10 protein-coding genes are annotated in these 13247 nt (G+C 69.4%); 8 read left to right on the forward strand and 2 right to left on the reverse strand.

Annotated features, from left to right (window positions below):
- Positions 1-220: 220 nt before the first annotated feature.
- From ACFY2A_RS15735 to ACFY2A_RS15745, 3 genes are read left to right on the forward strand one after another with little or no spacing between them, the layout of a single operon-like run.
- Complete coding sequence (locus tag ACFY2A_RS15735; protein ID WP_387172164.1) at positions 221-1681, forward strand: NAD-dependent succinate-semialdehyde dehydrogenase; 1461 nt, start codon at positions 221-223, stop codon at positions 1679-1681.
- Complete coding sequence (locus ACFY2A_RS15740; protein ID WP_387172166.1) at positions 1678-1956, forward strand: hypothetical protein; 279 nt, start codon at positions 1678-1680, stop codon at positions 1954-1956. Before ACFY2A_RS15735 ends, ACFY2A_RS15740 begins: the two co-directional genes overlap by 4 nt.
- Positions 1949-3199 (forward strand): iron-containing alcohol dehydrogenase, encoded by a 1251-nt coding sequence (locus ACFY2A_RS15745; protein WP_387172168.1) that lies wholly within the window; start codon positions 1949-1951, stop codon positions 3197-3199. The genes ACFY2A_RS15740 and ACFY2A_RS15745 overlap by 8 nt, the downstream gene beginning before the upstream one ends.
- Positions 3200-3249: 50 nt before the next feature.
- On the opposite strand, the gene ACFY2A_RS15750 is transcribed toward ACFY2A_RS15745, so the two are convergent.
- The gene (locus tag ACFY2A_RS15750; RefSeq protein WP_387172170.1) at positions 3250-3690 is read right to left on the reverse strand and encodes a hypothetical protein; all 441 of its coding nucleotides are present in this window, start codon (positions 3688-3690) and stop codon (positions 3250-3252) included.
- A 190-nt stretch (positions 3691-3880) separates the two neighbouring features.
- Entirely contained in the window at positions 3881-5800 is a 1920-nt protein-coding gene (locus tag ACFY2A_RS15755) for a serine hydrolase (protein ID WP_387172172.1), read from the reverse strand.
- Between the two features lie 496 nt (positions 5801-6296).
- Here ACFY2A_RS15755 and ACFY2A_RS15760 point away from each other — a divergent pair, with 496 nt between their 5' ends.
- From ACFY2A_RS15760 to ACFY2A_RS15780, 5 genes are all read left to right on the forward strand, one after another.
- Positions 6297-8858: an ATP-binding protein gene (locus ACFY2A_RS15760; RefSeq protein ID WP_387172174.1), complete on the forward strand. Its 2562-nt coding sequence runs from the start codon at positions 6297-6299 to the stop codon at positions 8856-8858.
- A gap of 150 nt (positions 8859-9008) precedes the next feature.
- Entirely contained in the window at positions 9009-9695 is a 687-nt protein-coding gene (locus ACFY2A_RS15765) for a tryptophan 2,3-dioxygenase family protein (protein WP_387172176.1), read from the forward strand.
- Positions 9696-9781: 86 nt separating this feature from the next.
- A complete protein-coding gene (locus ACFY2A_RS15770) occupies positions 9782-11047 on the forward strand; it encodes a hypothetical protein (RefSeq protein WP_387172178.1) in 1266 nt (421 codons plus the stop codon).
- Positions 11044-12207, forward strand: coding sequence for an aminotransferase class V-fold PLP-dependent enzyme (locus ACFY2A_RS15775; RefSeq protein ID WP_387172180.1), 1164 nt, complete (start codon positions 11044-11046; stop codon positions 12205-12207). Before ACFY2A_RS15770 ends, ACFY2A_RS15775 begins: the two co-directional genes overlap by 4 nt.
- Entirely contained in the window at positions 12204-13226 is a 1023-nt protein-coding gene (locus ACFY2A_RS15780; protein WP_387172182.1) for a methyltransferase, read from the forward strand. The genes ACFY2A_RS15775 and ACFY2A_RS15780 overlap by 4 nt, the downstream gene beginning before the upstream one ends.
- Positions 13227-13247 lie beyond the last annotated feature (21 nt).

The following is a 13247-nucleotide window of genomic DNA, read 5'->3' on the forward strand; positions in this document are numbered from 1 at the left end:
TGCGTCCGCACGCGGCAATCGCACCTCGACCGACCGCTGAGGCGGCCGTGGCCCGAGACGGCGATCGGTGGCGCGGGTTGTCGCCCGGCAGACCGGGCCACTGCCACATTCGACCTGCTCGCCACCCTCGCCTCCGACGAAGGCGGGTGACCCGTCCGTCCACGCACACAACGCGATCCCTGAGGCACGCCACACCAGGGAAATCACAGGAGGCGACGCAATGAGTGACCCGATGAAGGTCCTGGCCCCCGAGCACCGGCGGCTCCGGATCGGCGACGCCTGGCGCGACGCCGCAAGCGGAGCCACCTTCGCCGTCGAGGACCCGGCCACCGGCAAGAGCATCGCCGAGGTGGCGGACGCCGACGTCGTCGACGGGCTTGCCGCGCTGGACGTGGCGAGCAAGGCAATGGCGCAGTGGGCGGCGACCCCGCCACGGAAACGGTCAGAGTTGTTGACCGCGACGTACCGGGCACTGACCGAGCGATCCGAGGAGATCGCCCGACTGATAACGCTCGAGATGGGCAAGCCGCTCGCCGAGGCTCGGGCAGAGGTGGGCTACGGCGCCGAGTTCTTCCGCTGGTTCGCCGAGGAGGCGGTGCGCGTCGAGGGGCGCTACAGCACCGCTCCCGCAGGTGGATATCGCATCCTCACCGTGCCGAAGCCGGTCGGACCGTGCGTCTTCGTGACGCCCTGGAACTTTCCGTTGGCCATGGGTGCCCGCAAGATCGCTCCTGCGCTGGCTGCGGGCTGCACGACGATCACCAAGCCGGCAGCCCAGACGCCACTGACCATGCTGTTCCTGGCCCGCATCATGGAGGAGGTCGGCGTCCCCCCGGGCGTCGTCAACGTGGTGACCACCAAGCGTGCCGGCGAGGTGGTCTCAGCACTGCTCGCCGACAGTCGGACCCGCAAGCTTTCGTTCACCGGGTCGACCGAGGTCGGGCGCGTGCTGCTCCGACAGGCCGCGGACAACGTGCTGCGCACCTCCATGGAACTGGGCGGCAACGCCGCCTTGATCGTGTGTGCCGACGCGGACCTGGACGTCGCGCTCGACGGCGCCATGGTGGCCAAGATGCGCAACATCGGGCAGTCCTGCATCGCGGCCAACCGGATCTACGTCGAGGAGCCGGTGCGCGAGGAGTTCACGGCGCGCTTCGTCGAGCGGATGGGCGCGCTCTCGGTGGGCCATGGTCTCGACGACGGCGTGGACGTCGGAGCGTTGATCGACAACACGTCGGTCACCACGATCGACGAGTTGGTCACCGACGCTGTCGATCGCGGCGCCCGGGTCCTGGTGGGCGGCGAGCGTCCGGACGGGTCGGGCCACTTCTACCCGCCCACGGTCCTCGTCGACGTGCCCGACGACGCGCGGATGCTCAGGGCGGAGATCTTCGGCCCGGTCGCGCCGATCATCTCGTTCACGTCCGACGACGAGGTGATGGCGAAGGCCAACGACACCGAGCACGGCCTGGTCGGATACATCTTCACCCGTGACCTCCAGCGGGCGCTGCGGTTCGCCGAGGGGCTCGACACGGGGATGATCGGCATCAACCGTGGTCTGATATCGGACCCGTCAGCTCCGTTCGGAGGCGTGAAGCAGTCCGGGTTCGGCAAGGAGGGGTCGCACGAGGGCATCCTCGAGTACCTCGACCTCACCTACGCGGCGATCGACCTACCGTGACCGGCCTGATGCTCCGGGCGTACGCCGGGAAGCACCGCGCCCTGTGCGGACGCGACCTGGCCGGTCTCCACCCGGCGGACGGGAGCCGGGCCATGACCGGCCCGCGGGCACCCGGGACGCCGGCCACTACGCCGGCGTGCACACCGCCGCCGGGCGGGCGCGCCGACGCCATCCGGGCGGCCACCCTCGCCGACGCCGTCCCGGTCTCGCAGGTGGCCGGGACGTACGCCACGCACATCGCCGCCGACGTTCCGGAGAGGCACCGACATGCTTGAGACCGTCCGCGGACCACGCCAGCTGATAGTGGGCGAAGGGGTCGCCCAGAACATTCCACGAGTGGTGGCCGAGAGCGGCTCGCGAGTCCTCATCCTGACCGACCAGGTTCTTCTGGGGCAGCCGGGTGTGGCCGAGATCGTGGCCGCCGTGCGGGAGAAGGTCGCCGTCGTCGAGGTGTTCGCCGACGCGACTCCAGACGTGCCACTCGCCGATGTCGCCCTGGCCGTCTCGGTGGCTGCGGAGGTGGACGCCGACGTGATCCTCGCCATCGGGGGTGGCACGGTGATCGACCTCGCCAAGATCGTCGGCGTCATCCGGCGTCACGGTGGTACGCCGCGCGACTTCTACGGCGAGTCGAAGGTGCCGGGGCCGACAATTCCTCTCGTCGCGGTCCCGACGACGTCAGGCACCGGCTCCGAACTCACCCCCGTCTCGGTGTTGACCGATCCGGACCGTGAGCTGAAGGTGGGGGTCTCCAGCGTCCACATCGTGCCCGACTTCGCCATCGTCGACCCCGAACTCACCTACACCTGCCCTCCGACCGTCACCGCCCACTCCGGCATCGACGCGTTCTGCCACGCGGTGGAGAGCTACACGGCGCGACCTCGGGCCCACGGACCGCGCGACCCGGTGGAGCAGGTGTTCCTCGGCCGCAACCCGATCACCGACCACTACGCGCTCCTGGCGGCGGAGCGGATCGCCCGTAGCCTGCGTCGTGCGGTCAGGGACGGCGGCGACACGGACGCGCGGGCGGACATGTCCTACGGGTCCATGCTCGCCGGGCTCGCCTTTTCCCACGCGGGCAACGCGGCCCCGCACGCCCTCCAGTACCCCATCGGCGCAGCCACGCACACGCCGCACGGCCTGGGCGTCGGGCTGCTGCTGCCCTACGCGCTGGACGCGGCCAGGGATGCCATCGGCGACCGGTTGGCGATCCTCGCCGGGGTGTGCGGGCTCGACGTGACCGATGCCTCGGATGCCGAGGCCGCAGACACGTTCCTCACCTGGCTCGACGGGCTCCTTGCCGACATCGGCATCCCGCCCACCTTGGCCGACATCGGCGTGGCCCGCGCCGACCTCCCACGCTTCGCGGAGATGGCCAGTGGCGTCACCCGCCTGATCCAGAACCATCCGGGCCCGACCGACACCGCAAGCCTGACCGCGATCCTCGAAGCGGCCTGGACCGGGGATCGGACCAGACACGTCCTGACTTCGAGCGGAGATACCCCGCTAACCGGGTAATTGAACGTCGTCGCCGGCTGAATCGCCGAAACTCGAACAGAGCGCCTCCGTCAGCGCCGGTGGGCATCCGGGAAAGCGGCGATGGCCGTCTGCAGGTCGGTCAAGGGTCCGCCGTCGATCGGCGTGCGGGCCGCCAGCAACTGTTCGGTGCCGCGCCAGACCGCCATCGCGTAGTCGGCCTCGGAGGTATGGCAGAGCAGCCTGCCGGCGGGCGTGCTCAGCTGGAGTCCATGACGACGGGTACGGCGCACGGCGAAACTCCACGCGCTGGCGGCGCCGGTGAACAGATAGCTGGCGTCCCGGCCCGCTACCAGGGTCGCGACGCCGTTGAGCATGTCCGCGGCAGCGAGATACACCATCAACAACCCGCGAGACCCGAGCTGGCGGGAACTGTGGGCTCCACCCTCCCAGCGCAGGCTGACGTGTCCCAACTCGAACCCGGTGACCTGTGTTGGCGCGTCACCGGGTGCGTCGAACTCCACGACGATCACACCAACATGATCACACGCCCGGCCCACGGGCCCAGCTTTCGAACAGTGGCTGACGCCCGGTTACAGACCCGCGACCTCGTCGGGTGCGTTCACCATCGCGACAATGACCGGTGGGGCGCCCGCGACGCGGCACGCCCCACCGGCTACAGCAGCGGTGTCGTGTTGCTGATGTCGGGGTTGGGCCCTGCGACTACCAGGTAAGCAGGGCGGATCGGATCTCGGCGCGGAACAGCTCGGCGTTGATCGTCGCCACGGCGTTGTCCAGCGGCACCGTCGAGCAGGTGGTGCAGAGGTACTGGTTGTCCACGAACGCGCCGTACACGAAGACCCGCTCGCTCACGACGCCGCCCGACTTGACCGGCAGGGCCATCCTGCCCGCGTTGGTGCGGACATAGACCCAGCCGTTCGAGCAACCGACCTGGGCGCACGGCACGTTGTAGCTGCCGCCCTTGAAGTGGTTGCGCATGAGGGCGATGAACTGGGCGGCCACCCCGCCCTTACCCTGCGCGTTGGCCTCGGCCGTCACGATCGCGGCCAGCGCGCCACCCACGCCGTTGTTCATGGGCTGGTAGAACTCGGTGCGGAACTGCCCTGCGCCGAGCAGGGTACCGTCCTCCACCCCCTCGTAGAGCCGACCCATGTCGACGAGCGTGGTGAAGTTGCGCTTTCCGTCGAGGTACGCGCAACCGATCTGGTCCTGGCCGATGGTGGTCGAGGTCATCGCGGCCGCGTTCGCCGCGCCCTGGACCGCCCCCAACCCGTACCGCAGGACGATGCCTCTGGTCGTCCGGTTGTCGGAGATGGACATCATGTTGTCCTTGCCGAAGTCGAGGGTGCTGGTGACCCGGTTGGCCAGCACCTCGTCGGCCGGGATCGGGCAGGCGTCCTTCGTGTTCGCGTTGAACGGGCTGTTCGGGTAGTTGTAGTAGGTGAACGACGAGTTGAGCGATTCGCCGTTGCGTACGCTGCGCATGGCGGTCAGGTTGTGCACCGCCTTGATGGAGCTGGCCGGCTCGTACTGCAAGGTGGTTCGCAGGCCGGTGCTCTGGCTGCCGCCCACCCGCTTGAGGTAGAAGCCGAAGTCGGCGGTGGGTAGCCCATCGGCGTCGGTGTACGCGGGTGCGATGAGATCGGAAAGCCGCCGGGTCTCCGCGTTCACGTTGTCGATCATGAGAGCGTCGTACCGGCGTGCGCCGCCGACCAGATACGTGTCCACGTCGAACACTCGTGCCCCGTGCTGTGCCGCGATGTCGAGCGTCTGGCTCAGCGAGGTGAGGCCGAAATGCACCCAGGATGCCTTGGCGTCGCTGCCCGAGTTGTGCACCTGGATGAAGTTGTACGTCCCGTCGGCCTGACGCTCCAGGTTGGTGATCCGTCCGCCGAGGTCGTTCATCTTCTGCCGCACCGAGGCAGCGCTCTGGTTGAGCCACCACTGCCAGGACTTGGCATCGGTCCCGGTGTTGGCGACGTAGATTGCGGAGTACACCTTGGTGCCCCCGACGGTGTGCGTCTCCAGATCGATCAGACGCTTGACCGGGTCACCGACGTTGGGCTTGTTCGCCGCCAGGAAATCACCGACCGCCGCGGAGGTGACGCCGCTCGACCACCACCAGGTGCGCGCGGCGGAGCCGGTGTTGGAGACCATCACCACGGCATACCGGACCTGGCCGTTGATCACGTACGGATCGATGTCGACCAGCCGGGCGGTGTGCTGATTGATCTTCTGGCCCACCTCGGCGAAGGTGAGGCTGGGATACCACCACCAGCCGGGCACCGCGTACGCGCCCGAGTCACGGACCATGACGACGGTGTAGGTGCCGGCGGCTGCGTCGTACACCTCGATATCGGTCAACCGGGCGTCGTGCTCGTCGAGCCGGTCCGTCACGAACTGCTCGGTGACGTTGGTGTAGGACCACCATCCGGTGACGACGGACACCGACTTGTCATCGGTGAGCGCGTTGGCATCGGCCCGCGCCGGCCGCTGGCCGGTCCAGACGGCGAAGACGGTGGCGACGACGAGCGCCAACAGCAACGCGCCGAGCCGCTGAGGGCTGATGGGAACCGACGAGTTGGTGCGGCTGACGCTCAGCAGCCGATCGGTTTCTGTCATGGGGCCTCCCCTTCGGTCGCGCGGTACCGTCGCCGGCCCTCGCGCTGCCACGTGCCGGAAGTTCATGTCGTGTTCCTTTCCTCGATCTGATGGGCGGGACGATCCCGCCCATGGACGGTGGCACGCGTTTCAGCCGAGGGCGGGGCATCCTGGACTCCACTGGACACCGCTGGACACGGACAAAACGGGACCGGATTCCCGGGTAAATCCTGGTGACGGTCGGCAACGTCGAACCGACCTGCCGGGTACCGGCCATCACCCTCGACCCGGGTTCCGAGCCCCTGCGACGATCCCCCACCACTATGGATGGACGCGGTGGAAGCAAGCCCCTTCCCGGAGTCTGGGTGCATTGACGGATATCGGTCGATTTGCTGCCGGTGTCCAACCGGGTTGATTACGCTCCCGGATATCAGCGCCCACCGCCGGGCGGCCAGCACGCGGAGGCCGCATGTCCGACCAACGGGTTCGCCCCGACGCCAGACCGGCGATCGACCGTATGTCTGAGGCATCCCGTTCCACCCTCGCGATCGTGCACGGGGCCGCCGAGGTGCGGACGGCGCACGATCTGGCCGGGCTGCTGCGCCAGCTCCGGCGCCGGCACGCCCGGCAACAGGGCGACACCCCATTGACGTACCGGCAGTTGGCGGCGAAGACCGGCTGGTCGCGCGGCGTCATCGGGGAGTACTTCGCGGGAAACGTGCTGCCCTCGACCGAGCGCTTCGACATCCTGACCGGTCTGCTCGGCGCCACCGGAGCCGAGCAGGGGGCGCTGGCCACCGCGCGTGACCGGGTCGAGGAAGGTCGGCGGCAGCCGAATCCGGCCGACGGGCAGGAGGAAGCCGAGGTCCCGGTGGCCCAGGCGAGCGCCCCGGCAGCAGGTGCCGTGCGGAGATCGAGCGTCGTGCCGCACCAGCTACCACCGGCCCTGGCCAGCTTCATCGGCCGTACCGCGCAACTCGCCCAACTCGACGCCGCCGGTGGCGTCGACAACGGGTCTGCCGTCTTCGGGGCGGGTGGCTCCGGTGAACCCGCCGCGACGAGCGTGGTGCTGTCCGGCACCGCCGGGGTCGGCAAGACGACCCTCGCGGTGTACTGGGCGCACCGGGTCGCCGAGCGGTACCCGGACGGACAGCTCTACGTCAACCTGCGGGGATTCGACCCCGCCGGCCCGATGACGACGCCCGCCGAGGCGGTTCGGGGGTTCCTTGAGGCCCTCGACGTGCCGCCCGAACGCATCCCCGCCCACCTGCCCGCACAGGTGGGACTGTACCGAAGCCTTCTCGCCGGCCGGCGGATGCTGGTGGTGCTGGACAATGCCCACGACGCCGACCAGGTGCGCCCCCTGCTGCCCGGCAGCCCAGGCTGCCTGGCGTTGGTGACCAGCCGCAACCGTCTCGCCGGCCTGGTCGCCGCCGAGGGAGCCCGACCGATCACGGTGGACCTGCTCACCATCGAGGAGTCACGGCAGTTGCTGGCCCGGCGCCTCGGTGCCGACCGGTTGACGGTCGAACCACGGGCCGTCGACGAGATGATCGAGCGGTGCGCGCGGTTGCCGCTCGCGCTGGCCGTGGTCGCCGCCCGAGGAATGGCACACCCGGGGTTTCCCCTGGCCACCCTCGCCGCCGAACTGCGGCAGACGCAGCGCCTACGCGACGCGTTCGACGGTGGCGACGTCGGTACCGACGTGCAGGCGGTCTTCTCCTGGTCATACCAGAGCCTCACCCCGCCCGCCGCGCGCCTGTTCCGGCTGCTCGGCTGCCACTGCGGTCCGGAGATCGGGATATCCGCCGCCGCCAGCCTGGCCGGACTGCCCCGCGATCAGGTGCACCGACTGCTGGCGGAGCTGGCCAACGCCCACCTCGTCACCGAACACGCGCCGGGCAGGTTCGGCACCCACGACCTGCTGCGCGGGTACGCGGCCGAACTGGTCGAGAGCACCGAGACACCCGAGACCCACCGCGCGGCGATCCAACGCGGCCTCGACCACTACCTGCACTCGGCACACAACGCCGCGCTGCGGTTGCAGCCCAGCTGGGATCCGATCCCCCTGGCCGCTGCCCCACCCGGGGTGGCGCCCGAGGCGATCAGCGACCACGGCCACGCGTTGGCCTGGTTCACCGCCGAGCATCGCGTCCTCCTGGCGGCAGTCGCCCACGCGGCGCGGATCGGCTTCGAGGGGCACGCGTGGCGGCTGGCCCGCACCCTGGTGGACTTCCTGCAACGCCGGGGCCACTGGTTCGACCTGGTCGACGCGCAGCAGACCGCCTTGGCCGCGGCGCGGCGGTCGAACGACCCGTCCGGGCAGGCCAGCGCCCACCGCGACCTCGCCCGGGTGCTGGCCCGGACAGGCGAGCGGGAAAGGGCGGAGAGTCACTACCGTGCGGCACTGAAGCTCTTCGGTGAGCTCGACGACTGCACCGGCCAGGCGCGTACCCATCGGGCGTTCGGCGCGATGCTGGATCGGCTCGGTCGGCACACCGAGGTCCTGTACCACGCGCAACGGGCCGCGGATCTGTATCGGGCCGTCGGTCACCTGTCCGGGGAGGCCAGCGCGCAGAACGGGATCGGTTGGGCGTACGCGCAACTCGGCCAGTACGGGCCGGCGCTCGAACACTGCCGACGGGCATTGGTACTGCTGCGCCGAACCGACGACCGGCACGGCGAGGCGAACACCTGGGACAGTCTCGGCTACATCTACGACCGTCTCGGTCGCCACCGTCGAGCCGTCCGGTGTTACCACCGGGCGCTGCGCCTGTTCGTGCAGATCGGTGACCGGTACGACGAGGCGGAGAGCCTGATCCGGCTCGGTGCCAGCCGACGCTCGTCGGGCGACCGGGCGGGTGCCGTGCACACCTGGCAGCGGGCCCTGCGCATCCTTGACGACCTCGGTCATCCCGACGCGGATTGCGTCCGCGAACAGCTCGTCCGCATCACCCGGGGCGGGCGACACGAGCTGGTGACGAGCAGAAGAGCGCGTCCGATCGGTCGTAGCTCAACGCGACGCAGGCGGTGGGACCAGCGACCGCCAGACGCGCCACGGCGTCCGGGATCGACGTGAGCAGTGCGTCTTCGATGCTCCGGCACGGCGTACGACATTTTCTGAGACTTACCGCGACCAAGGGGTAGCGCATCGCTGTCCGTCGTTGGAATGATGACCGCCAGCGCATTGCTGATTCCGGTGTCAGCGCCAAACGGAGGGCCTATTTCCGTGAAGCACGACCATTCACCTGTTCTGCCAGGTCACGGCGCTACGGACTATGCGCGCTACATGCGGACGGATACTTTGCTCGGTCTACAACGAGCGCCAGACGAGGTCATACATCGCGACGAGCTGCTATTTCAGGTGGTGCATCAGTCGACGGAGTTGTGGCTGAAACTGGCTGCGGCTGAGCTGGTGGAGGCGACCACCCAGGTGACTGCCGGCCGGCTACCGGCCGCGGAGGCGCTGCTGATCCGAGCGACGCTCGCGGTCCGCCTGATCACCGAACAGCTGGAGATGCTGCGCTATCTGTCCCCTGTGGACTTCCATGCGATGCAGCCCGCGCTGGGCAATGGTTCTGGTGCGGAGTCGCCAGGCTGGCGGCAGCTCCAGGCAGCCAGCCGACAGCTCGGCCATGCCTTCGACGAACAGCTTGCCGCCCACGGTGTCCCGGCGACCGACCTGTGCCCGGCGGACCCGTCGGATCCGCTGCACCGGCTCGCCGAGGCGATGGTGGAATGGGATGAACGGGTGTCAGTGTGGCGGGTGCGCCACTACCAGGTGGCACTGCGAATTGGCGGTCATCCCCCGGCTGGTAACCCCGGCAGCCCGGCGAACATGCTGGCAAAACTCGCCGGACACCGATTCTTTCCCCAGTTGTGGCAGGCGCGGCTGCGCCCCACCACTGACGAATAACCCTGCCGAGCCTTCAGCGTCTGCGGTACGCGGCATATCCGGCGACCGTCAGTGAGGTTCGTCTCGTCGACTTCGAGGGGTGGCACGTGCGTCCATTGATTCACTGGTTGTCGCGCCCGACTGAACCGCGCAGCTTTCCCTACTCACCGGTGCTGAAAGAGTTCCACCGTGTCGGCAAACATTTCGCGGGAAAGAGCTTCCTCGCCCTGCTCGACAGCGCCCGACAGGCGATGACCCGTCAGGGCCCCGGCAGCGACGACGCCGCGACCCGTCAGCTGGCCGCCTTCCTGGACGTCGCACTCGACAAGTGGGACGGCCGGTACGACTACCGCAGCTACCTCGCCCTGCGGCTGCTCCGACTGCCCTGTGGACCAGACGATCCGACCCCGGGCGCGCAGACCGCTGCCCGGCGGCAGACCCGGGATCGGCTCCTCGTCCGCCTGGTCGCCGACACGCTGGCGTTCGAGTTGGCTGCCGCCGCGCGCACCACCGAACTACTTCCGCAGCAGAGACCGGGGGCAGCGGTGGTCGTCAAACGCTGCCGACTCGGTGTCCGAGCCGTCGCGCCCGCGCTGGCCCGTCTCGGCATGGCCGAGGTGGTCGGGGCGCACGCCCCGACCACAACCGCGGCCAACCTGCACACCATCGCCCGTGACCTGGCCCTGCCCGGGGATCCGTCGCTGCGGCTGACCATGTTGCCGGTCCACGTGACGCACGACGAGTACCTGTTCATCCGGGTGCTCCAGGGCTACGAGTGCCTTTTCGCCGGGGTCGCCGACGAACTTCGCGCGACGGTCGCCGCACTGGCCGGGCAGACACCGGCCACCGCCGTCGACCGGCTCGGGTACGCGGGCGACCTGCTGCGCACCGCCGGTCCACTCTTCTCCCTCCTGGCCACCATGCAGCCCGAGTCGTTCCGTACATTCCGGCAGTACACCGAGGGCGCCAGCGCGATTCAGTCCCGCTCGTACAAGCTGATCGAGTCGCTGTGTCGCACCCCGCAGGCGGATCGGCTCGACTCGGTGGCCTACCAGTCGGTGCCGGAGATACAGGCCCGGGTACGCGGCGGCCAGCCGACGGTTGACCAGACCTACCGGTCGGCGGTCGCCGAGGGCCGGCTCACCGGCGCCGACGGCATCCTGGTGGCGCGACGGATGGCCGCATTCGCCGGTGCCCTGTCGCAGTGGCGCCGTACCCATCTCCGGGTGGCGGTGTCGATGCTCGGTGCCCAGACCGGCACCGGCTACACCGAGGGCACGCCGTACCTCGCGGCGATAAGCACCGCACCGGTCTTCACCGCCACGACCACCGATCCGCCTGCGACCGACCCGTCTGGAAAGCGCTGCGCATGAGCCAGCCCGAACACAGCCCCCGATGCCTCGACGCCGGCCCGCACGCCGCCCTGCGCGCCGAGTTCCCGCTGGTGCACACCTGCGTCTACCTGAACAGCAACTCCACCGGCGCGGTGCCCAGGGGCGGCGAGCAGGTGTTGCACGACTACTGGGAGACGCTGCGCACCTGGCGCGACGACGTCTGGCAGGACTGGCACATCGGCCTGGACCGGTACGCCGACTCGGTGGCCGCGCTGATCGGCGCACCACCGGGCAGCGTGCTCACCGATGCGAATCTGAGCACCTTCCTGGCCCGGGTGGCGTCCTGCTTCGACTACCGCAAGCCGCGCAACCGCGTCGTCATCACGGATCTCGACTATCCGACGGTGCCGTTCATCTTCCGCGCGTACGGCCGATATGGGGCCGAGGTCGACGTGGTCGGCACCGGCGGCCCCCACCTCGACCAGGAGGCTGTCGAGGCCCGGCTCGACGAGCGGACGCTGCTGGTGTGCGTACCCCACGCCAGCTTCACCTCCGGCGCCACCGTCGACCTGTCCCGCCTGGTGGCCCGAGCCCACCAGGTCGGCGCGCTGGTGGTGGTGGACGCCTTCCAGACCGTCGGGGTGATGCCGTTGGATGTCACCGCGCTCGGCGTCGACGTGGTCATCGGCGGTTCCCACAAGTGGCTGTGCGGTGTCGGCACCGGATTCCTCTACGTCCGGCCGGACCTGGTGCCACGGCTGACTCCGGCCGCCACCGGCTGGCAGGCCGGCGACCGCGCGCTGACCTTCCGACCGTCATCCGGCTGGGCTACCGGTATCCGTCGCTTCGCCGGCGGCACCCCGTACCCGCTCACCTCCCTGATCTCCCAGATCGGTCTGGACCTGCTGCTCGGTGTCGGTATCGACGCGATCCGGCGGCATTCCCTGGCGCTCACCCAACGGCTGCTGGACCGGGCCGAGGCCGCCGGGATCGTCGTGGTCAGCCCCGCCAGCATCGCCCGGCGAGGCGGGGTGGTGTGCCTGGACATCCCTGACGGTGAGGCCGTCAAGCGGCGACTGGCCGCCCGTGACGTGATCTGTAGCTGGCGCAGCTATCTGCGGGTCGGCCCGCACGTCTACAACACCCTCGACGAAATCGACCTGTTCATGGATGCGCTGGAAGAGGAGCTGCACCGGTGACCGTCACTCTCTCACCACGAGCATTGATGAGTTTGCTCGTCAACGGGCCCAAGGCCATGGACGTCCTGCACACGGCGCTCGACCTGGGACTGCTCGACACGCTGGAGCCCGGACCGGTCCGCCTCGACGCGCTGGCCACCCAGTTCGGGGTGCTCCCGCTGCGGCTGTACAAGTTCCTCGACTGCATCGAGAGCCTCGGCTTCGTCACCCGCGACGAGCACGGCGACGACATCGGCGCGACCAGCTACCGAGCGGTGCCAGGGCTACGCGACGCGGTCAACGCGGTCGTCGGGCCGGGCGCCACCGAGCGGGACAGGGACCGCTACCCGTGGCGGCAGTTGCACGGCCGGCTGGCCGAGAGCCTACGCGGCGAGGTCAGCATCGACGACGGGTTCGCCTGGCCGCCGAAGACCGCCGCACAGACCGCCGAGTTCGAACGCAGCATGGCCCTCGGGCTGGGACCGGCCATCGAGACGGTACGCCGGCATTCACATCGACTCTGGTCGGACCGGCACCGCCTGCTGGACGTCGGCGGCGGCGACGGGACGCTCGCCGCACACATCCTCGACGCCGCGCCGAACCTGCGGGCCGACGTGTACAACCTGCCGGCGGTGGCACCACTGGTGACGGCCACCCGGGACAGCCGCGGTCACTCGGATCGGCTCGGCTTCGTCGGCGGCGACTTCTTCACCGAACCCCTACCGCGCGGCTACGACGCGCTGTCATTCGTCCGAGTCCTGCACGACTGGCCCAACGCCGTGGCCCGCGACCTGGTGCAACAGGCGTACGCGGCGCTGGAGCCCGGCGGGTTGATCCTGGTCTGCGAGGAGTTCCGCACCCCGGACCGGCTCGCCATGCAGTTCTTCTGGAGCTACTTTCTGATCGGCGTCGACAGCAGCGTCAGCCGCCTCCGCGAGGTGGACTTCTACACCACCCTGCTCACGGAGACCGGCTTCCACGACGTGGCAGTGCTTCCGGGCACCTGGGAGCTTGTCACCGCGTACAAACCGATCCGATGACCCCGCCCCCGCCGGTAGCAG

Origin of the sequence: Micromonospora sp. NPDC000442 (genome assembly GCF_042898635.1) — a bacterium.
GTDB lineage: Bacteria > Actinomycetota > Actinomycetes > Mycobacteriales > Micromonosporaceae > Micromonospora.

Coding starts and splice junctions, on each gene's coding strand:
- ACFY2A_RS15745 (WP_387172168.1), top strand. CDS start 1,949: ATGCTTGAGACCGTCCGCGGACCACGCCAGCTGATAGTGGGCGAAGGG.
- ACFY2A_RS15775 (WP_387172180.1), top strand. CDS start 11,044: ATGAGCCAGCCCGAACACAGCCCCCGATGCCTCGACGCCGGCCCGCAC.
- ACFY2A_RS15735 (WP_387172164.1), top strand. CDS start 221: ATGAGTGACCCGATGAAGGTCCTGGCCCCCGAGCACCGGCGGCTCCGG.
- ACFY2A_RS15760 (WP_387172174.1), top strand. CDS start 6,297: ATGTCTGAGGCATCCCGTTCCACCCTCGCGATCGTGCACGGGGCCGCC.
- ACFY2A_RS15755 (WP_387172172.1), bottom strand. CDS start 5,800: ATGACAGAAACCGATCGGCTGCTGAGCGTCAGCCGCACCAACTCGTCG.